The organism is Collimonas sp. OK307 (assembly GCF_900113705.1).
In the GTDB taxonomy this organism is placed as follows: domain Bacteria; phylum Pseudomonadota; class Gammaproteobacteria; order Burkholderiales; family Burkholderiaceae_D; genus Collimonas.
On record NZ_FOQI01000008.1, the window covers coordinates 126,741 to 145,328 of the forward strand.

General features: G+C 54.8%; 23 protein-coding genes and 1 pseudogene. 8 read left to right on the forward strand and 16 right to left on the reverse strand.

Annotated features, from left to right (window positions below; translation table 11 throughout):
* Positions 1-168: 168 nt before the first annotated feature.
* Complete coding sequence (locus BM205_RS12415) at positions 169-753, forward strand: hypothetical protein (RefSeq protein ID WP_092414876.1); 585 nt, start codon at positions 169-171, stop codon at positions 751-753.
* 639 nt (positions 754-1,392) lie between these two features.
* Here the strand turns inward: BM205_RS12415 and BM205_RS24585 are convergent.
* The 6 genes and pseudogenes from BM205_RS24585 to BM205_RS12440 all read right to left on the reverse strand — a co-directional run bounded on the left by BM205_RS24585 (position 1,393) and on the right by BM205_RS12440 (position 4,987).
* Positions 1,393-1,626 (reverse strand): hypothetical protein, encoded by a 234-nt coding sequence (locus BM205_RS24585; protein ID WP_254783868.1) that lies wholly within the window; start codon positions 1,624-1,626, stop codon positions 1,393-1,395.
* 28 nt (positions 1,627-1,654) lie between these two features.
* Positions 1,655-1,864, reverse strand: a pseudogene (locus tag BM205_RS24770) (YXWGXW repeat-containing protein); the annotation flags it as partial.
* A gap of 27 nt (positions 1,865-1,891) precedes the next feature.
* Positions 1,892-2,017: a hypothetical protein gene (locus tag BM205_RS24655; RefSeq protein ID WP_092414880.1), complete on the reverse strand. Its 126-nt coding sequence runs from the start codon at positions 2,015-2,017 to the stop codon at positions 1,892-1,894.
* Positions 2,018-2,199: 182 nt separating this feature from the next.
* Complete coding sequence (locus BM205_RS12430; RefSeq protein WP_254783869.1) at positions 2,200-3,495, reverse strand: TAXI family TRAP transporter solute-binding subunit; 1,296 nt, start codon at positions 3,493-3,495, stop codon at positions 2,200-2,202.
* A gap of 124 nt (positions 3,496-3,619) precedes the next feature.
* Positions 3,620-3,964: a zinc ribbon domain-containing protein YjdM gene (locus tag BM205_RS12435; protein WP_092414884.1), complete on the reverse strand. Its 345-nt coding sequence runs from the start codon at positions 3,962-3,964 to the stop codon at positions 3,620-3,622.
* 66 nt (positions 3,965-4,030) lie between these two features.
* Positions 4,031-4,987 carry a LysR family transcriptional regulator gene (locus BM205_RS12440; protein ID WP_092414886.1) on the reverse strand — a complete coding sequence of 319 codons (957 nt, stop codon included), beginning with the start codon at positions 4,985-4,987 and terminating at the stop codon, positions 4,031-4,033.
* Between the two features lie 111 nt (positions 4,988-5,098).
* Between BM205_RS12440 and BM205_RS12445 the strand changes: the two genes are divergently transcribed.
* Together BM205_RS12445 and BM205_RS12450 are read left to right on the forward strand one after the other, a co-directional pair.
* The gene (locus tag BM205_RS12445) at positions 5,099-6,319 is read left to right on the forward strand and encodes a serine hydrolase domain-containing protein (RefSeq protein ID WP_092414888.1); all 1,221 of its coding nucleotides are present in this window, start codon (positions 5,099-5,101) and stop codon (positions 6,317-6,319) included.
* Complete coding sequence (locus BM205_RS12450) at positions 6,316-7,530, forward strand: MFS transporter (RefSeq protein WP_092414890.1); 1,215 nt, start codon at positions 6,316-6,318, stop codon at positions 7,528-7,530. The genes BM205_RS12445 and BM205_RS12450 overlap by 4 nt, the downstream gene beginning before the upstream one ends.
* A gap of 57 nt (positions 7,531-7,587) precedes the next feature.
* Here BM205_RS12450 and BM205_RS12455 read toward each other — a convergent pair whose 3' ends face one another.
* Both BM205_RS12455 and BM205_RS12460 read right to left on the reverse strand, forming a co-directional pair.
* Positions 7,588-8,490, reverse strand: a complete 903-nt coding sequence (locus tag BM205_RS12455; protein ID WP_092414892.1) for a LysR family transcriptional regulator — start codon at positions 8,488-8,490, stop codon at positions 7,588-7,590.
* Positions 8,477-9,010, reverse strand: a complete 534-nt coding sequence (locus BM205_RS12460) for a GNAT family N-acetyltransferase (protein ID WP_092414893.1) — start codon at positions 9,008-9,010, stop codon at positions 8,477-8,479. Before BM205_RS12460 ends, BM205_RS12455 begins: the two co-directional genes overlap by 14 nt.
* A 329-nt stretch (positions 9,011-9,339) precedes the next feature.
* On the opposite strand from BM205_RS12460, the gene BM205_RS12465 reads away from it, so the two are divergent.
* The gene (locus BM205_RS12465) at positions 9,340-10,017 is read left to right on the forward strand and encodes a methyltransferase family protein (RefSeq protein ID WP_092414895.1); all 678 of its coding nucleotides are present in this window, start codon (positions 9,340-9,342) and stop codon (positions 10,015-10,017) included.
* Between the two features lie 17 nt (positions 10,018-10,034).
* Here BM205_RS12465 and BM205_RS12470 read toward each other — a convergent pair whose 3' ends face one another.
* Together BM205_RS12470 and BM205_RS12475 are read right to left on the reverse strand one after the other, a co-directional pair.
* The gene (locus tag BM205_RS12470) at positions 10,035-10,853 is read right to left on the reverse strand and encodes a class I SAM-dependent methyltransferase (RefSeq protein WP_092414896.1); all 819 of its coding nucleotides are present in this window, start codon (positions 10,851-10,853) and stop codon (positions 10,035-10,037) included.
* A 46-nt stretch (positions 10,854-10,899) separates the two neighbouring features.
* Positions 10,900-11,361, reverse strand: a complete 462-nt coding sequence (locus BM205_RS12475) for a cupin domain-containing protein (RefSeq protein ID WP_092414898.1) — start codon at positions 11,359-11,361, stop codon at positions 10,900-10,902.
* A 309-nt stretch (positions 11,362-11,670) separates the two neighbouring features.
* On the opposite strand from BM205_RS12475, the gene BM205_RS12480 reads away from it, so the two are divergent.
* Positions 11,671-12,492 carry a ParB N-terminal domain-containing protein gene (locus BM205_RS12480; protein WP_092414900.1) on the forward strand — a complete coding sequence of 274 codons (822 nt, stop codon included), beginning with the start codon at positions 11,671-11,673 and terminating at the stop codon, positions 12,490-12,492.
* Positions 12,493-12,527: 35 nt separating this feature from the next.
* On the opposite strand, the gene BM205_RS12485 is transcribed toward BM205_RS12480, so the two are convergent.
* The 6 genes from BM205_RS12485 to BM205_RS12510 form a co-directional block, all read right to left on the reverse strand.
* Positions 12,528-13,382: an NAD(P)-dependent oxidoreductase gene (locus tag BM205_RS12485; RefSeq protein ID WP_092414902.1), complete on the reverse strand. Its 855-nt coding sequence runs from the start codon at positions 13,380-13,382 to the stop codon at positions 12,528-12,530.
* 124 nt (positions 13,383-13,506) lie between these two features.
* The gene (tmpT, locus tag BM205_RS12490) at positions 13,507-14,151 is read right to left on the reverse strand and encodes a thiopurine S-methyltransferase (RefSeq protein ID WP_092414904.1); all 645 of its coding nucleotides are present in this window, start codon (positions 14,149-14,151) and stop codon (positions 13,507-13,509) included.
* 230 nt (positions 14,152-14,381) lie between these two features.
* A complete protein-coding gene (locus tag BM205_RS12495; RefSeq protein WP_092414905.1) occupies positions 14,382-14,651 on the reverse strand; it encodes an acylphosphatase in 270 nt (89 codons plus the stop codon).
* A 99-nt stretch (positions 14,652-14,750) separates the two neighbouring features.
* The gene (locus tag BM205_RS12500) at positions 14,751-15,032 is read right to left on the reverse strand and encodes a KTSC domain-containing protein (protein ID WP_092414907.1); all 282 of its coding nucleotides are present in this window, start codon (positions 15,030-15,032) and stop codon (positions 14,751-14,753) included.
* Positions 15,033-15,425: 393 nt separating this feature from the next.
* Positions 15,426-15,806 (reverse strand): cytochrome-c oxidase, encoded by a 381-nt coding sequence (locus tag BM205_RS12505; RefSeq protein ID WP_092414909.1) that lies wholly within the window; start codon positions 15,804-15,806, stop codon positions 15,426-15,428.
* Positions 15,807-15,982: 176 nt separating this feature from the next.
* Entirely contained in the window at positions 15,983-16,843 is an 861-nt protein-coding gene (locus BM205_RS12510; protein WP_092415076.1) for an SDR family oxidoreductase, read from the reverse strand.
* 182 nt (positions 16,844-17,025) lie between these two features.
* On the opposite strand from BM205_RS12510, the gene BM205_RS12515 reads away from it, so the two are divergent.
* The 3 genes from BM205_RS12515 (at position 17,026) to BM205_RS12525 (ending at position 18,552) form a co-directional block, all read left to right on the forward strand.
* Positions 17,026-17,346: a winged helix-turn-helix transcriptional regulator gene (locus tag BM205_RS12515; protein WP_371326488.1), complete on the forward strand. Its 321-nt coding sequence runs from the start codon at positions 17,026-17,028 to the stop codon at positions 17,344-17,346.
* 123 nt (positions 17,347-17,469) lie between these two features.
* Positions 17,470-17,895: an Rrf2 family transcriptional regulator gene (locus tag BM205_RS12520; protein WP_175511257.1), complete on the forward strand. Its 426-nt coding sequence runs from the start codon at positions 17,470-17,472 to the stop codon at positions 17,893-17,895.
* A 66-nt stretch (positions 17,896-17,961) separates the two neighbouring features.
* Positions 17,962-18,552, forward strand: coding sequence for an NADPH-dependent F420 reductase (locus BM205_RS12525; protein ID WP_092414914.1), 591 nt, complete (start codon positions 17,962-17,964; stop codon positions 18,550-18,552).
* The last annotated feature ends 36 nt before the right edge of the window (positions 18,553-18,588 follow it).

Sequence of the window (18,588 nt, forward strand, 5' to 3'; positions counted from 1 at the left end):
CTGTCTGATTCGACAGGAAGTTTTCGCGCTCATCGAAGCTTGATGGGGGGGCTGCTGCGGGTGGGGAAACTGGCAAATAAGGCCTGCCTACGACGTCAAACTCCGACAGATCATACGAGGTGAGGTAACATCGTTACACCTTAAGTCACCATCATCGGAGCACGATTAATGACATTTCTTGAGATGTATAGTAAAGAGATTATTTCCGTGCTTTCGCCCTTTGGGACGTTCTTATTAAACAGGTGGTTCAAAGCTAAAGCAAAGTTGCAGGTGGCACCTGCACATCAGTTTGCTTTTCTGGTACAAGAACCGCTCCTTGATAATCAAGGCCGGCAGGTTCAACCGAATCAAGTGATCTATACCCGCTCATTTTTAATCAGGAACGCCGGCCGCGAAACGGCTACAAAGCTTGAAGTGGTATTCAACTGGAAGCCGATGTATCTTAATATTTGGCCGATCCGTAAGCATACACAGGGCGCTGAACCAGATAATCGACACGTCCTAGTTTTTGATAGCCTGTCGCCAGGTGAGTTAGTCCGTGTTGAAGTCTTGTCGCTCAATCATAATTTGCCGGCCTTACTCACTGTGCGGAGCGCAGAGTGCATTGCGAAGAACATCGACGTAAATATACTACCTGTCGTCAAGAAGCCCCTATTGATCCTTATCTGGACTCTGATCGGCACCGGCTTCGCCACGTGCGTGTATCTTGCTTTGCTGTTGATGCAGCGCTTTTTTTCTCGTAGACTCGGTTGATCGACTAGGCGTCCTGCCTTTTCTCAAAAAGGCATCCCGTTTGAATTCGAACGAGATGGGGAACGTGGTCCAACTGCATATTTCGGTCGACGATCTTGCATGAGGCGGTCGTAATGACAGTTGCTGGCAGCTCACTCGCAGGCATTTGCCCAGCAGTTCGGCATTTCCCTCGCCCGAATGCGATCGCACGGCACGAAGCCTGCTTTTCTCAACCATGCGCCATATAGGGAAATCAATGGCCTTAGACAGGTTGCAATCGCTTTCCAGGCCGAGCCGAGATTCAGCGCGGCACTCCCGGTCCAGAGTTACGGTTAACCATTGGTCTTGACTATCCTTGCGGCGAGATGCGGGGACGGCGGCGGACAATCTGGTGCTACGAGATGGGGTTTTGGGGATGATTTGGATGTGCTGATGCTAGCCATTGCGGACTCCTTTGGCTGGCGGTCAAGCCGCAGCCCGTTGTCAAACGGGAGGGCGGCAGATAGCAAGGTTAACAGACCGGTACCCAAAAGCAAGCCGACAGCCCGAAGGCTCCCACTGGCGTCGCCCATAGAGAACGTGCAATGGAGTACTTCTTCATCCGATACTTAGCTCTTCTCATCGGATATCAGTCGTGACGTCAACGCCATCTCCCGCCTGTCAGGACTCAACGATTTTCGTATCTTCCATCGTCATGCCGGTCGCCGTCCCGGTAGTCATGCCGGTCGCCGTCCCGGTAGTCATGCCGGTCACCATCCCGATAGTCGTGCCGGTCACCGTCCCGATAGTCGTGGTCACGACGCTCATCGTGTCGCCGATGGTCTTCACGCCATCCGCCGGATTGCAGTATCCAGCCGTTAGGACCTTGGCGCCATTCAGGGTGCGCATATACATAACCCGGACGTGGCTGCTCCCAATGTCCTTCAGCCCATACATGCCGGCCGTCGCGCCAATCCCAGAAACCGGGAATCCACACGTAACCATATCGTGGCGGCGGAACCCGTTCATATCTCGGGGGTGGCGGAGGTCTCCCGACGGTGATGTCAACGCCGATTTGCGCCATGGCCTGCGTTGATACAAAAGTGCCGGCACTAATAGCGATGAGTACAGCAGCTAAATAAATACGTTTCATGTCTACACCTTTTGAGTGAGCGCCGTATTAGCGACCATAGTAATAGTCGCGATGGTGATAATAACCGCCACCACCAACTGGTACGACGATACATCCGGATAATGCTGTGCTGAGAACAATTCCGATTACCACTAAGCTAATGAGCTTTTTCATGTTGATCTCTTTTCATTGATTGACATGAAAATTATGGTGCCACCCGTTGCGCTCTACAGGTGATTCAGTTTTGTATCGCTTGTAAGTTTTGATTACCGGCCTGTATACAATCTCAAGGTTTTGTGAAAATGAGCAACTTTCTTGCCAATGCAGGCGTAACTTCAATGCATCAGAGCAATTCATTACCCAATTTTTTGAGCCACCTGGACGATCCGCTCCCGCACCACGCGGATAGCTTGTTTGAGCGCATACACGTCCTGGAAATAACGTTGTGGGATGCGTATCTGGCTGGCATTGGCGTCAATGTCTTCGATGTCGTCGCGCCATTGCGCAACTTGTTCCCTGGTGGGTGTTTTGGTCGCCCATATTTCATCTTCCAGCGATTTGATCTCGCGATACCAGACCACCAGGCGGTTTTTCATGCGCGCTTCCACCATGCGCGGCAACGCTTGCAGCAGGCCGAATAACAAAGCCATGAAAGGCAGCAGGATCAGCAAGCGTCTTTCGACGAAGCTGGCCAGCCAGAACGGCAGATAACGTTGCAGGAAGGGACGGCCGGATTTGAAATAACGAATGCTTTCATCGGAAATCGGAAAATCATCCGAATTCAGGTTGGGAAACGAACCGCGCGGGGTAAAGTAATCTTCACGGGCGTGGGCCGAATTCGCAGCCTCCAGCAGCAGGTACGTGAGGGCAGGGTGCAGGGTATCCTTGGAAACCAGCAGCGCGGTGGCGGCCAGCAGTGTAACGTCGGTTTGCGGCAGATCGTTGGCAACGCTGGTCGAGGCGCGCGGGAAGATGATCTTGGAAAGCGAAGGGAACTTCAGCACCAGCGCGTCTGCCTGCGCAAAGCTCATTAACTTCAAATCGCTGTTCAGCAGCGTCTGCTGCATGTCGGCATCCGGCCGGCCGATGAAAAATGCGGCGTCCAGCTGGCCGTTTTCAAGATTCTGATAGGCCTTGTAGGCATCCATCTCCAACAGCGTGGCGTTATCGGCGTTGATGCCACTGTGACCCAGCAAAACCCGCGAGACTTTCAGCAGGCCGCTACCCGGCACACCGATGGAAATCCGTTTGCCGCTTAGTTGCGCCAGTCGGTTGATGACCGTGTCGCCGCGATAAAACAGCCAGATCGGCTCATAGGAAACGGCAGCGATGGTCTGCAACTGGTCGTTTTCGGTCGGGGTCGTGGTGCCGGACTGGATAAAGCCTACTTCGTATTCGCTGTCAGGGTCTTTCAGCCGTTGATAGTTTTCCACCGAGCCGGACGAACTACGAATATCCAGGGTAATGCCTTCGCGCTTCAAGAGTGGCGCGTAGCGCAATGCAAAACTGTTATAGATGCCTTTGTCGGCGCCGGCGGTGATGACAATCGTGCGCTGGATTGCGGGTTTGAGCATGATCACCAGGCCCCAGCCCAGTGCTGCCACCAACACTACTGCGCCGAGGATGAGAAGCCGCAGGCGCTTCGCGGTCATGGGGGCTTTGTGTATACGATGCAGTGCTGGATTTTGTCTGGGCATGGGTGTGCTGGCGAGACTTTGTTGGACGACTCGAAAACCCGGTTATCTCTTGGGGGGCAGGGCTACCGCCCCCACACAACTATACCTTCTTGACGAACTCCGATTTCAGGCTCATGGCGCCGAAGCCGTCGATTTTGCAATCGATATCGTGATCGCTGTCGACCAGGCGGATATTTTTCACTTTGGTGCCTACTTTGACCACGCCGCCGGAACCTTTCAATTTCAGGTCTTTGATCACGGTGACGGTGTCGCCATCCTGCAATATGTTACCCACTGCGTCGCGGTAAACCTTGGCGCCGTCTGCGCCTGATTCTGCTGCAGCCTGCGCCGACCATTCATGGGCGCACTCCGGGCAGATGAAAAGGCCGCCGTCTTCGTAGGTGAATTCGGAACTGCACTTTGGGCATGGTGGTAAAGCGTTCATGATGTCGTCTTTCGGAATAAGGCCAGAGCTGTACAAAGTGAGACAGTATACTGTGTGATTTCGATGTCAGGACTGAAATGTGGTTGACGAGCGCGCGCTACCTGTCTGGACCTGATGTTTTGTTTTTCCGCCGGCTCCCGGCACAAACATCCGCGCCACGAGGAAGTCGATGAACACCCTCAGCTTGGGCGACGCATGCCGACTGGTCGGCCATAGCACCCGAAACGCGGTAGTGCGCTCGACGTAGTCGTCCAGTACCGTGCACAGGCGGCCGTCAGCGATGGCGTCGCGGGCGGCAAAGTCGGGCAGGCAGGCGATCCCCAATCCGCGTTGTGCGAAGCAGACGCGGGTTTCGATATTATTGCAAATCATGGAAGTGGGCAGGATGATTTCGGCTTCGTCAGGCGCACGACGCAGGGGCCAGACTTCCAGTTTGCCGCTATTCGGGTAACGATAATGTAGACAAGCATGGTTGGCCAGATCGGATGGTTTCTGCGGCGTGCCGTGCCGTGCGAAATAGTCGGGTGAAGCGGCCAGCAATACGCCAAAAGAGCCAAGCAAACGCGCTGACAGGCGCGAATCGCTCAATTCGCCGGTACGCACCACGGCGTCGAATCCTTCCTCGATCACGTCGACGCTGCGGTCGGTGAAATCAAGATCCAGTTCGATTTCCGGGTACTGCAGCATGAAGTCCGCCAGCACCGGCAGCACCAGCGAACTGACCGCCGGCAGGCTGACGCGCAGGCGTCCGCGCGGTGCTCTGGCGCTAAGCGATAGTTCCTGTTCGGCGGCCTCAATTTCAGCCAGCACGCGCCGGCTGCGCTCCAGAAAGAGCATTCCCTCCGAGGTCAGCGTAATGCTGCGTGTGCTGCGATGAAACAAGCGCACGCCGAGCCGTTCTTCAAGCCGCGCCACGCGTTTGCCGACAGCCGATGCCGAGACGCCCAGCAAGCGGCCGGCGGCGACAAAACTGCGCGTTTCGGCGACTTGGACAAATACCGCAAATCCACTCAGGCTTTCCATATGCATTCCGATTGCGGACATTTATGTCCTTATAGAAGGGAACTATAGCCTAGTTTATCTTTAATTGGCCGACTCCTATCATTTGCCAACCACACAAAAGAAGGAGTCACCATGCCAACACGAATTCCAGCCCTGAATTCTTTTGAATCATCCGCAGCACTACAAAAACGCCTGGATGCGGCCCTGGATTCAGCTTTGCATGAGCAACGGCTGGTCGGCGCCGTAGTCCTGGTTGCGCAGGACGGCAAGCTGATTTACCGCCGTGCGGCAGGTTTCGCCGATCGCGAGGCCAGGCGCCCGATACATGACGATGCGCTGTTTCGGCTGGCTTCAGTCTCCAAACCCATCGTTTCCGTTGCGGCCATGGCGTTGGTGGGGCAGGGGCGGCTGGCGCTGGACGACACTCTTGATCGCTGGTTGCCCGAGTTCCGGCCGTGCCTGGCGGACGGCAAGGCAGCGCAAATCACAGTGCGGCAATTGCTATCCCATACGGCAGGTTTGGGTTACCGTTTTTTTGAAGCCGACGAGAACGGCCCTTATGCCCTGGCCGGCGTTTCCGACGGCATGGATGAGTCCGGCATCACGCTGGCTGAAAACTTGCGCCGAATCGCCAGCGTGCCGCTGCAATATCAGCCGGGCAAGGCATGGGGATATTCGCTGGCGACCGATGTTCTTGGCGCAGTAATTGAAAGTGTCTGCCAACTGCCGTTGGGTGAAGCTGTGCAAAGCTTGGTGACTGTACCTTTGGCTTTGCGCGACACCGCTTTTTTTGCGCTGGAACCGGCGCGTTTGAGCAGCGCTTACGTGAACGATGCGAGCCACGGCATGTCGCCCCGACGCATGCAGGAGAGCGATACCGTTTCGCCTTTCGATGGCGCAGTGGGAATCCGCTACCAGCCAGCTCGCGCGCTCCAGGCCCATGCGTTCCCGTCGGGCGGCGCCGGCATGATTGGCAGCGCCGGCGATTTCCTGCAGCTACTCGAACTGTTGCGTGAAGGCGGCCGCGATTTGTTGCCGCGCTCGCTGGTCGATGAAATGGCAAAGAATCATACAGGCGATCTGGAGCTGCCGAATGCGCCCGGGTTTGGCTTTGGACTGGGATTCTCTGTGTTGCGCGATCCGCTCGCAGCAAATTCGCCAGAGTCGGTCGGCACCTGGCGCTGGGGTGGCGCCTACGGCCACTCCTGGTTTGTCGACCGTACTCGTGGCCTAAGCGTGGTTGCCTTTACCAATACCTTATACGAGGGCATGTCCGGCCGTTTCGTGAATGATGTGCGAGATGCCGTTTATGGCTGCCAGACCGCTGTGCAAATCGCGGAGCGTGCAGCATGAAAGCCGTCGAGTTTCAAACAGTCGAGCCGATTGCGCCGGATGCGCCAAACACGGTCGCTACCGGCTTGCCATTGGCAGGACTGCTGGCGCTGGCGATGGCGGGATTCATCACCATTCTCACTGAAGCTTTGCCGGCTGGCTTGTTGACGCAGATCAGCAAGGATCTGGCAGTATCGGAATCGCTGGTCGGCCAGCTTGTCACGATTTATGCCATCGGCTCCTTGCTGGCGGCTATCCCGCTGGTTGCCGCTACGCGCGGCTGGCGCAGGCGTCCATTGCTGCAAACCGCGATCGGCGGCTTCTTTATCGTGAATACGATCACCGCGCTCTCCGATAACTATGCGCTGACAATGGTTGCGCGCTTTTTTGCCGGAGTGTTCGCGGGTTTGCTGTGGGCGCTGCTGGCCGGGTTTGCCAGCCGAATGGTGGCAGATTCTCTCAGGGGACGCGCGATTGCGATAGCCATGATCGGCACTCCGCTGGCGTTGTCGCTTGGCATTCCGCTTGGTACCTTGCTCGCTAGCTGGATTGGTTGGCGCTTTACGTTTGGCGTAATGAGCCTGTTGACCTTGATTCTGCTGGTTTGGGTGCAATCGGCGGTGCCGGATTTTGCCGGCAAGGCCGCCAGCAACGAGCTCAGGGTTGACAAGGTGTTCGGCATGCCTGGCGTTAAAGCGATATTGGGCGTCACCTTCGCCTTTGTGCTGGCCCATACGATTCTGTACACCTACATTGCGCCATTCCTTGCGCCGACGGGCATGTCGGATCGCATCGATCTGGTGTTGTTCGTTTTTGGCGTCATGGCGTTTGTTGGCACCTGGGTGATCGGCGTCGGCATCGACCGCTGGTCACGCCGCCTGGTTCTGCTCAGCGTTGTCCTCTTCATTCTGGCGTCGGTGGTGCTCGGTGCCTGGAATCTGAATCCGGCTGTAATTTTCATCAGCGTCGGGGTATGGGGGCTGGCCTTCGGCGGTGTGCCCACCTTGTTCCAGGCTGCCTCTGCCAATGCGACCGGCGAGGCGGCGGATGTCGGCCAGGCGCTGATGGTCACTGTGTGGAATCTGGCGATTGCCGGCGGCGGAGCGCTGGGCGGTTTTCTGCTGGATACCTACGGCGCGTCAAGCCTGCCATGGGCTTTGTTACCATTCTTGCTGCTGGCCGGGTTCATGGCGTGGCGCGCATCGACGCATGGCTTTCCGGCCAGCGCGTAGCAATGAACGCAACAACGAACGCAACACCGAACATCTGCATTGATCCTAGGTGGAACGCTAGGCGGAGAAATAGTCGGCATAGACTTTGGACACCCATTCAACGAACACCTTGACCCTGGGTGCCAGCTGGTGATGGGATGGGTATAGCGCCAGAACAGGCAGCTCGGGACAGGTTTGATCTTTCAATACCGCTACCAGCTGACCTGTCTGCAAGTATTTTTCTACCCGGAAGCGCGGCACCTGGATCAGGCCGAATCCCAGTAACGCGCACTGTGTGTAGCTATCGGCGCTGTCGACTGCTATCCAGCTGCCGGTTTTGTACTCTTTTACCTGGCCGTCTTGCAGGAGAGTGAAGGGATATTGAATATTATGATTGCGCGTAAAAAAGCCGACCGCCTGATGGACACCAAGGTCTGCCGGGACCAGGGGAGTGCCGCAGCGAGCCAGGTATTCCGGGCTGGCGCAGATAACTTCCGGCAAGGAGGCGAGTCGTTTCGCCACCAGCGAGGAATCCTTGGGTACGCCGACCCGCACCACGCAATCGATGCCTTCGCCGACCAGATCGACCAGCCGGTCGCCGCTGCTGATCGCTATGTCCAGCCGCGGATAACGTTGCCGAAATTCTGCCAGGCGCGGCAAGATGATCTGGGTCGCGTGCGTGCCGTGCAATCCCAGGCGCAGCACACCGGTCGGATTCGCTGAGCTAATGTCGAGCGAGGCTTCGGCATCCTCCACGTCCGCCAGGATCCGGCAGCATCGCTCGTAAAATCCGCGGCCGTCCAGTGTCGGCTTTACGTTGCGCGTAGTGCGTTCCAACAGTCGTACCCCGAGCCGCTGTTCCAGTTCCTTCATGGCGTGGGTGGCGGTTGCCCGTGGAATCTCCAGCAATCCTGCGGCCTTGGTAAAACTGCCCAGATCAACGATCTGGGTGAAGAGACGCATCGCTTCAAGCCTGTCCATGGCCGGATTCCCAGTCGCTGCGAGTCATGGCGTAGACAGAGGTATCCATGTCATACCATCTTTCGATGCCTTGAAACTGCATTCCCAGGCGTTGCATGACGCGGGCCGAACCGGCGTTCTCCTGATGGCATACTGCGCACAAGCTATCGCCGCCAACCGTCTCGAATGCGAACGCCGCCATCCGGCGCGCCGCCTCGGAAGCTAGACCTTGACGCCATTTATCCTGGCGGAGACGCCAGGCGATTTCCAATGGATTCGCAGTATTCCCTCCTAAATATTGAATGGCACCGGAGCCGATGATTTCTTCGGTATCAAGCTCGATGAAACTCCACCATGAAAATCCCCATTCGGCCCAGCGTTTCTTGACGCGGGCAATCGCCGCAGCGGTATTCTCAAGCGTTTCCGGCTTGCCGGTAATGTAGCGCATCACTTCCGGATCGCGGTTAACCGCGTTCAGGCCTGCCAGGTGGGAGTCGTTGAACGGTTCAAGGCGCAGGCGCTGCGTGGTCAGTATTGTCATATGGATTGTCTGGCTATCAATTGGTGAAATTGTAGAGAGGGTGGTCATCAATACCCAAAGTCGATCGTGTTGGATCGTGCCACGGATAGCGTCGCAAAGCAATTTTGAGATTTACATGCCAGGGCCAGGCGTATTTGACCAGGAAGCGTAATATGGTATATCCGACAGGATGAAAGAGCGGCAGATATGAAGTCTACACTTTGGAGCGCTATAGCCATCGCCTTGATGGTGGCCGCGGTAGTGAGTTCTTATGTTGAATATCACTGCGGAGCAATCCATAACGATACTACTTCTGTCCAGTGGGGCAGGCCGGATTGAATTATTGAAAAATGAATAGGCTGAACTTTCGCGAATTTCGATCCAGCTTGCTTGGCGCCATCGTCATGGCGCTACTCCTTTTTGTGCCCGCCGGGACCATCGATTACTGGCAGGGATGGTTGTTCATGGCCGTCTTTGTGGGAGCCACGACGGCCATCACGGTATACCTGGCGATCAAAGACCCAAAGCTTCTGGAACGGCGCATGAGCGCGGGGCCGACGGCAGAAAAAGAACCGGTCCAAAAAATCCTGATGTTTTTTGCGATGGCAGGATTTATCGGCTTGCTTGTTTTTCCCGCATTCGATCATCGCTTCGGATGGTCACCGGTGCCGGCATATATATCCCTGGCGGCAGAAGTACTCATCCTGGTCAGCTTTTTCCTGGTCTTCATTGTGCTCAAGGTAAATACCTACGCTGCCTCCACGATTCAGATAGCCCAAGGTCAGAAGGTGATTTCGACCGGGCCGTACGCGCTCGTGCGGCATCCCATGTATGCCGGAGCGCTTCCTTTGCTTATCGGTATGCCGCTTGCGCTTGGCTCGTGGTGGGGGCTGTTCGTTCTTATATTGTTCGTGCCGGCTCTTATATGGCGCCTTCTTGATGAAGAAAAATTCTTGCAGAAAAATTTGGCCGGGTATGCAGATTATTGCCGGAAGGTTCGCTACCGCATGGCGCCTTTTATTTGGTAGTGTTCTACCAATGCAGTTCAGCATTCGATAGCGATAACGTGCGCCTGAATCTTGCCGTCCACAGGGCCACGTCCAAACTTTTGTGCGATGGCTTCCGCGGCGATGTCGGTTGCTTCGTCTAGCCGTGACTTGCCGTGCGCCTCGATTTCGCTACGTAGTGGTGTCCCTTGGCAGTATGCGGTTGCAGGGATCCGCGGAGACGTTGCCTGGCTGCGCGCCGCGACAGTACTAGTGTGGGCGGATGAACGGAAGCCGCCAGCTTTCAGATCTCGCGCAATGGTTGCCAGGTCGTGGTAGCCATGGGGCGTACGATTCAGGAAGCGCGGAGGATCTTCGGGAAAGAGAGATTGGAGTGCGGTCGAAACGCAGTGAGCGAACTCGTTCTCCTCGATTCGATCCCATACGTTGAAAATGAGAAGGCCACCTGAGCTAAGAACACGGCGCGCCTCCGAAAACGCCTTCGACTTGTCGGGAAAGAACATGACTCCGAACTGGCACACCACGGCGTCAAATGCGGAGTCCTCGAACGGCAGTTGCATGGCATTGGCCTGACGCCATTCCACGGGGCGCTTGGTCCCGACCTCGGAAGCCAGGTCCAGCATCGGCTGATTGAGGTCCGTAGCAACGATGGAGACGCTTTCCGGTAGCACGGATGCCAAATTGCGAGTTACAACGCCCGTGCCGGCGGCAATTTCGAGTACGCGGGTAAGGGGCCGCGAAGCTATCCGATTTACCAGGTCCGCAGCATATGGTGCAAAGATCATCGGAACGAGATACTTTTCATAGAGCGTCGGGATTGAGCCAGTGAAGGCTTTGTCGGTATCGGGACTGTTCAAGGTGTTCTCCTTTGCGTCACGGTCACAATGACAGGGGTTGAACGTCTTACCGGGCGGTTGTTGCCCCCTGCGACGCCACAACCAATCCATATCGGGACATGACGCCTAGCAGTTTTTCCCGGTCAGGTGGCCCACCCGCGTTGACAATGGCCCCGACATCGCGAAAGTACTGGGCGCCGATATCGGGTGTCAGCACTATCAGCGCCCGGGCTTTTTCACGGTGTGGATTGCTGAATTGATGGACTGACCCGCGAGGTGTGGACATCCACTCTCCTGCGCCCAGGTCGCGCTCTGCGCCATCTACCGAGTACCGAAGCTTGCCCTCCAACACATACACGCACTCTTCGTTGTCCGTGTGGCTATGGGGTGGCGGAACATTGGAATTCGGTGACACGCTCAATTCAAAGACGCCCATGCCGCCAGTGGCGGTGCCGTCAATGAGATACCGGATGCTGATTCCACCGATCTGGATCAATTCCTGAGCTGATTCCGCAACATTGGATGTCATTCCGATCTCCTTGTCCGATCAAGTTTTTGCGGGTGTGCGTATCGCCATGAACAGCATCAACAACATGCCGCAAAGCACGCCGATATGCTTTTACTTGTTGCAATACGAGACTAGCCCGTGAATATCGAAATAGCAAGGTGGCGATATGCCGCCGGGAAGGTTTAGTGCTCGGCCAAAGGGCAACTTCAATACCAATACGCAATTTCCGCACTAACTCCGCACTAACTCTTAAAATGCGGAGTTACCGTCTAGCGTAAAATTGCAGTGGTACGTACACTACTTGCGCGCCCATTTTATTTCTTTTGATCAATGACCAACACGAACGCCATCACCATCAACGAAGACCTCCGCGCTTACATCGATCCACTCACCGAAGATGAATATACCGCGCTGGAACGCAGTCTGTTGTCCGAAGGCTGCCGCGATGCGCTGGTGTTGTGGGGCGATCTCCTGGTGGACGGGCACAACCGCTACGGTATCTGCCAGAAGCATGAGATTCCGTTCAAGACCATGCAGAACCAGACGTTTCAATCCATGGAAGATGTGCATCTGTGGATGATCGATAATCACCTTGGGCGGCGCAGCGTATCGGATTTTCAGCGCGGCGTGCTTGCGCTGCGCAAGAAAGAGATCGTTTCGGCGCGCCAGGCGCAGACGCAATCCCAGCGCTCGCCTGAAGAAGCGGACGGGGCTGAGGTCTCCGCCCTGTCCGAGAGTGAACCGCCGTGGACCCGGGAGGTCGTTGCGCGTGCCGCGCGGATGAGCAGCGCGACCCTGGGGCAAATCGAAAAAATCCAGAAGACTGCCGCGCCTGAGCTGGTTGGCGCCGTCAAGTCGGGCATTATTTCTATCAATGCGGCCGCTGCCGTAGCTTCCTTACCTAGCGAGGAACAGATAGCGGCTGTTGCCGGCGGCAAGAAAGAGTTACGCCAGGCCGCGAGGCAGGTGCGTGAGGCTCGGCTTCCGCCCAAGCCAGAGCGTGAAGCGCCGCCGAGCGACGCCACGCCCGATCAAATCGAAATCCACCGTTTGACATCATTGGTCGCCGAACTCACCGAAGAGCGCGATCAATTGAAAAAGAAGGTGCAGCACCTGACGATTGCGCTTTCGGAGGCACGCAGCGGACAATAATCCGCCGCGCATGTTTTCGTGAACGGACTAAGCGATCAAGGCCGCCGCACCGCGTCGATACCAATGATGCTGGCATCCTCGGCGCCACGTCCTGCTGAAATGAGCTGGTCCATCCTGGCGGCGATCGACGGCAATGCCGCCATCGGTCGATCACCTGTGGTTTCCAGCATCAGGCGGACATCCTTGCGCGCCATCGCCAACTCGAAACTCGGGGTGAAGTTACCCTTTGCCATGTTCAACCCGCGACCCGCCACCATCGTATTCAAATCAAACAGCCCAAGCAGCTTGATAGCGTCTTCACCACTGACGCCGCTAGCCTGCGCCAGGGTAAGGATGTCAGCTATCGTCGCAGAGAGGCCGATAATCATGGCATTTCCAAACAATTTGTTGGCCGCGGCCAGGTCAGCGCGCTCGCCCATGTATTCGAGACGCCCTGTCATTTTGGCGAGATCCGCCTGGACCGATTCAAACAGTGCCTTTGGCCCTGCGACCATCATCGAGCCCTGAGCGCTGCGAGCGGCCGCTGGTCCCATAAAGACGGGGCAGTGCAGATACTTCACGCCGGCTGCACGCAAACGTTCAGCACGTTCGGCGGTGAGCGTCGGCAATGTCGTGGTGTGATCAATCAGGACCGCGTCAGGCGAAAGCCCGCTACGCGCAGCCGCAATAACTTCGTCGACCACCGCGTCATCTTTTAGCACGATATGCACCCTTGTAGCAGGCCGTACCGCTTCGGCAGGCGTTGACGCTGCCTCCACGCCGAACTGTGCAAGGGCTGCAACTTTGTCCTGGGAGCGATTCCATGCAGTGACCGAGTCGCCTCGTTTTGAAGCGGCTTCCGCGAATGCGCTTCCGAGCAACCCGGTACCGAGAAAAGCGATGTTTGCCATGATCGTGTTCCTTTTGAACTATGCCTGAATAACGGAATCTTGAAATATAACACTGGAACAATTCAGGGGTGTGCCACCGCTTGTTTTACGATGGTTGCCTATTTGACTATTGCGCTTTACCGCGTTACTCAATGTTTTTCTGGAGCAGCCAAACGGTCTCCGTTGACGCAACTTTTCCTTTTAATCCGCCCGGAACATTCCTGCTTTCAACGGATTCCACTTGATATGCAGCACCGTAATGTTGCTTTACTTCGTCCCCGGTAACTGAAAACGGTGGGCCATCTATCAGCTGCTGGTTGTATTCATAAGAGATCAGCAACTGCGGCGCCGCACCGGTTATTTTTATCAGGTGCGACGTATATTTCTCTCGTGTGTCAGCGGGCAGCGCAACCAAAGCAGCACGATCGTATGTCGCGTTTATGGGGCCAAGATATTCTGCAGATACATCAAAAATATCACCCACAAATATGTCGATATCTTTAGCGCTGTAGCGGGTCAGTTTCCCGACCCTGGATATTTTCGGATCCAAGCCAAGTTCTTTAAATAAATCGTTAATGGCATGTTCACTCAATTCTGCGCCAGCAACGCGATAACCGCCGGCAAGCAGCCATGCAATATCACGCGTCTTGCCGCACAACGGCAGGAATACACGACTGTCCTTTGCCAGATTCAGTTTTTCAAAATGTTCTGTCAGCAGCGGGTTTGCTTCACTTTGATGAAAGTTGATTTCACCTCGTTCCCATTTTTCATGCCAAAAACTTGCTTCCATATCGGCTCCTTAAATTCTTGATGCGTAAATAACATGCCGCTAATTTAATCACTTGAGCGATGTGCCAAGTTGCGTTCAGAGCCAGAATACAAGTTCAAGTAAACTTTAGGTCAAGCTTTAATTGCGACAGGTGAAATGAAGGACGTAGCTGAGCCTGAAAAGGTGCTTGGGGTACCAGCATCAACGCTACGATTTTATAAAAAATGACTGATTTTGAATCATTCACTGTTTCAGCAAATCCTGAATGTCCCATCCGCAGGTGCGGACTCCGTAGCGTCCTCAATGATCACATTACGGACCTGGGCGGCAGGTGGGCCTCGCCTTGCCCAAAGGATGATGGCCTCGATCGCCGCCGCTTCTCCATGAACGCAGGCTTCCACAGAGCCGTCCTGGCGATTGCGCACCCAGCCGGAAAGGCCCAGGGCAACTGCTTTGTCGGCAAAGGAAACGCGATAACCGACACCCTGCACACGTCCTTCTATCGTCAGCCGCTTAGCCATCGCCAGTCTCGCTTTGTCGTTTCAAGAAAATGTTCTCATCGGTCAATGACCGTTTTGGGCTGCTAGCGGGTTGGAGGGCAGATGAGTTCGACCTTTTGCTTAAGGTTTCGCATCGTCACCGGCAGGTTTGAACAGTTGGTCGAGGGGGTTAGGTTTCTTTTCGGTGCGCGCGACGCCCCGACGGCCTGTGAACTCCTCTTCTATGTTGTCTCGGTAATAGCTCCACGCCGAACCCGAGGTCGACAGCTGACGCCAGACCTCGTTCCCTACACCTGAATAATCTATTGCGCTGCCATCGTCGAATTCGACCCGTAACGTACGCTCTCGTGGCTCATATCCGATAGCACGTAGCTTTCCGGCATTGATACGTTTCATTTCCATGATTGCCTCCTGTGTATTTGTATTTTACGGGTTTCAGTGGAAATGGCTACTTTCAGGAGCACGGTTGCCGGGTAGTGTGTTGCATCCACCGGTTGAATCCACAACCCAAAGCCGCCATCGCTGCATCTCATTAGCGGTCGCTCATCTCGCCACAAGATAACAAATCAATGCATCAATGTCGGTGCGATTTTTTTTCCCACGTCCTTCGACGTCCGCAGTCGTTTGATCGCTATCGACACGAAGTTCGGTACCTGTCGAGAAATAGGATTCGTCGCTTGCAAATCCAATTATCCCGTATTTCATTGTCCATTTATCCTTAATTTAGAAGTTAAGAATTGTAATCTTTCATGTTCAACTCCTGGGGTAAATATGACGACGCGACTCTCCGCCAGATTACTGTCGGCCGGCAGTAGTTTTCACGTTCATCAGAACGTTTGCGGTGAATGCTGCCAGGCCAATAATGACGATGCTGGCAGAGATGGATACGATTGGAGTTGCAGCTGTATGACCGGTAAGCACCAAGCCGAGACCGAGCATGAAAAATGGCAGGCCGATGTTGTGCAACCAGAAATGAATCCGCGCGAGCAGCGTCAGCGCTGCGGCCGGATAAAGTTGATAAATCAAACCCGCAAGCGCGAGCGAAGCCCAGCCTAGCAAAGCTACATGCGCATGGACTGGAGCCAAAGCAAAATTTTCGGTCGCCCCCATATAGCCGCCAAGTAACGCGCCGATGAATAGGTAGATCACTGCGATCTTGAGAAATCGAATACCCATTAGAACCTCCTGTGAAAAACAAACAACTGATCGTTGATCCCGTCAGATAAATCAATCTGTTGGTCAGCGGCCAAGCCTCGACGCTGCATAGGCTGAGTGCAATCAACAGCTCAGCACAATGCAGCGCACCACGTTGGTTGACAGAGCATTGACTTGGCGACAGCGCCAACAGTTAACTACGCCTTAAGTTCCGCTGCAATCGTTTCAGCCATCGGCGTTGTTGGCCGGCCGATCAATGTACTGAGCTGGCGCTTATCGTCGAAAAGGCCACCCTGCGAAGCGCCGCTATCAGAATCTGCGAGCAGAGCCGCGACTGGTTCGGGCAGACCAAAGCCCACGAGCGCCGCTTTGTAATCCGCGCGCGGCAGGTTTAGGTAGTTGACTGCCTTGCCTGACTGCCGCGAGATTTCGGCCGCGAACTCCGACAAGGTGTAGGCAGTATCCCCCGCCAGTTCGTAGACCTGCCCGGCTTGATTGGGAAGCGTCATCGCCAAAGCGGCCGCGGCGGCATAGTCAGCCCGCGAAGCCGAAGCAATTCGTCCGTCGCCGGCGCTACCCATCAGCGCACCGTGAGCCAGCGCCGTTGGAATTGAAATCGTGTAATTTTCGGTGTACCAACCATTGCGCAGCACAACGAATGGGATGGCTGAAGCTTTAAGCATCGCCTCGGTTTGGACGTGATCAGCCGCCAATCCCAACGGAGATGTGCCGGCGTGTAGAACGCTCGTGTATCCGATCAACTTGACTTCACAATCAATCGCCGCGTCAATTACGGCGCGGTGGTGATAGGCGCGCTGTCCGGGCTCGAGCTCGCTCGAAGATATAAGCAGTAGCTTATCCGCACCAGCAAGCGCTGCCCTAAGCGACGCTGGCTGTGTGTAATCAGCCTGACGGACTTGAACGCCGCGATTCGATAAATCGGTTGCCTTCGCTGGATCGCGAACTACAGCGACGATGCTTGGTGCAGATTCCGTGCGTAAAAGGTTTTCAATTACCAGACGACCGAGCTGACCTGTGGCTCCTGTAACAACTATCATGACAAATTCCTTGGTTTGGTTGAGCAAGGCACTTACAATAATGCATTACTTTACTTTCCGTAAGTACGCACCGAAAGGTTAGTGTAGAGATGACAACGCAAACCAAACTGATCGCATCTGAGTCCTTTTCCGCGCAAGTCCGACGCGAGGGGCTCCCATCAACTGAATGCCCATGTCGTGAGATGCTTAAAGACGTCACGAGTCCGTGGGGCATATTGCTGCTTATCGTGCTGATGGGCGAAGTTCGACGTTTCAGCGAGCTGCGCAGAATGGTCGGCGGTGTGAGCGAAAAAATGTTATCGCAAACCTTGAAGCGCCTGGAAGCACACGGGTTGGTTCATCGGAAGTCTTATGGGACTGTGCCGCCCCACGTGGAATATTCCTTGACTCCACGAGGAAGAATTCTGGGCGAGAGAGTTGAAGCATTGGCCGATTGTATCGATACCATCCTTCCGGACAGTTTAATTGCACGGCGTTCGCCCCCTTCGCCCAAACACGCCTAGCCTGATCTTGCAAGCACCGATGATCCTGTTGCTCGACTTTGACGTCCGCGAATTGTCGAAGCCGCATCGACATGCTTTTTTCTATACTTGACTTATTCAATGGATACGATAATAATATCCGTTATGGCATCGGTAAATACTCAGTTTTCAATTGCGGTTCATGTGTTGGCGGCGATCGCCCACTATGAAACGTCTTTTACGTCTGAAGTTTTGGCCGGCAGCGTGAATGCGAACCCGATTTTTGTTAAGAGAATCCTGGCGAAGCTCTCAAAAGCGAAGTTGGTAAAAGCCACTGTCGGTAAAGCAGGCGGCTACGCGCTTACTAAAAATCCAAAAAGCATTTCGCTGTTAGATATTTCGCATGCTGTAAACCCTCCAAGTGTTTTTGCCATCCACACCTATGAAAAAAAGGAGTGGTGCGTAGTGAGCAATAATATTAAAGAGGTAATGGGCGAGGTTTTGGCAGGTACGGAGAAAGCTGTTGAAAATGATTTGAAGCAGACCACGCTGGCAGATGTTGTTTCAAAAATCAGGAGCAAATCTCGTTAGCGTTTTTTTTGATCTAAATGGATACTTTAATAGTATCTATAAAATAAACGAAAGGCAGCGAATTTTATGAGAATCGGATTTATCGGAGCGGGAAACGTAGCCCAAACATACGCTAAGTACTTGGTACGGTATGGGCACGAGGTTGTGCTTAGCAACAGCAGAGGGCCGGATTCGTTAAACGAACTCGTGCGTGGTATCGGCTCGAATGCCAAAACAGGCACTGTCCAGGAAGCAGCGATGCAAGATATCGTGATCTTATGTGTCCGGTGGGAGCAGGCAAAGCAGGCGCTCGCCGAGGTTTCGGATTGGGGTGGGCGGATTCTTGTCGACGCGACAAATCGACCTTCCAATGAGGACGCCGAGGGCAAGACTTCGAGCGAGATCATCGCAAGTTATGCGCCTGGGGCTGGAGTCATCAAGGCACTCAATACGCTCGTCGTGAATTGGATGCCAGACTCCTCAGAGAACGATCGCAAATTGGTTCTGTTTATGTCGGGCGACGATAAAGCCGCGAAGCAGAAACTAGCGCGCATTCTCGACGAAGCCGGCTTTGCCCCGGTGGATCTTGGGGGCCTGATTGAGTCTGGACGACTCCAGGAATTCGGCGCCCCCTTAAGTGGACTTCACATGGATCTGATCAAACGAATGAATTCCTGAATCCAACGCAAAACGACTAACGTTTAAAGGGCAAGA